The organism is Pseudaeromonas sp. HNCC25DJ180 (assembly GCF_055413345.1).
On sequence record NZ_JBVAYF010000037.1, the window covers coordinates 1 to 879 of the forward strand.

1 protein-coding gene is annotated in these 879 nt (G+C 48.6%); it reads left to right on the top strand.

Annotated elements, in window-relative coordinates; translation table 11 throughout:
* The coding region (locus tag ACZYTD_RS17155; RefSeq protein WP_463893907.1) for an ISAs1 family transposase at positions 1-851 on the top strand (851 nt) is incomplete at its 5' end.
* Positions 852-879 lie beyond the last annotated feature (28 nt).

The window sequence follows — 879 nt, forward strand, 5'->3', positions numbered from 1 at the left end:
TGTTGGAGGCTTTGCTGTACTGGGTTAATGAACAGCGCACTCACCAAGGCAAACCGGTAATTGCCTTTGACGGCAAGGTGTTACGCGGCTCCTACCGGAAAAATTCCAAGGATGCTCTTCAACTGGTCACGGCCTACGATACCGAAAATGGTCTGGTATTGAGCCAAAAAGCAACCCCCACCAAGAGGGGAGAAATCGAAACCGTCAAAGAGATGCTAGATATTCTTGAGCTTAAAGGGGCCGTAGTGACACTCGATGCGCTGCATTGTCAGAGAGAGACACTGGAGAAAATCAGCGAGAAGAAGGCTCATGTGGTGGTACAGGTAAAGAAGAACCAGCCGAAGTTGTATCAAGCCGTTCAATCACAATTCCAGGCACTGTTTGATGCCCAGAAAGAGAAGATTATCGTCGAGCACAAAGAACGTGGGCATGGCCGCCAGGAAGAACGCTATGTGTTTCAATTAAAAGCAAAATTACCGCCAGAGTTGGCGGAGAAATGGCCGACAATCCGCAGCATCATTGCCGTTGAGCGTCACCGCAGCGCCAACGGAAAAGGAACGGTAGATACCTCCTACTATGTCAGCTCATTATCCCCCAAGCACAAGTTAGTCGGGCACTATATTCGTCAGCACTGGCGGATAGAGAACAGCCAGCATTACATTCTTGATGTGGTGTTCAACGAGGATGCATCAAGGATAGCGATGGAGGATGCGGTCGAGAATATGGCGCTATTCCGGCGGTTTGTGCTGAACATCGTAAAGCAGAGCAATTGTGGTGCGCCAAGCCAAAGAAACAAGCTAAAAAAAGCAAGTTGGGATGACAATTATCGGGCACAGTTATTCTTTGGTTAAATAATCAACAAAGTATGCTCCCGCCCTG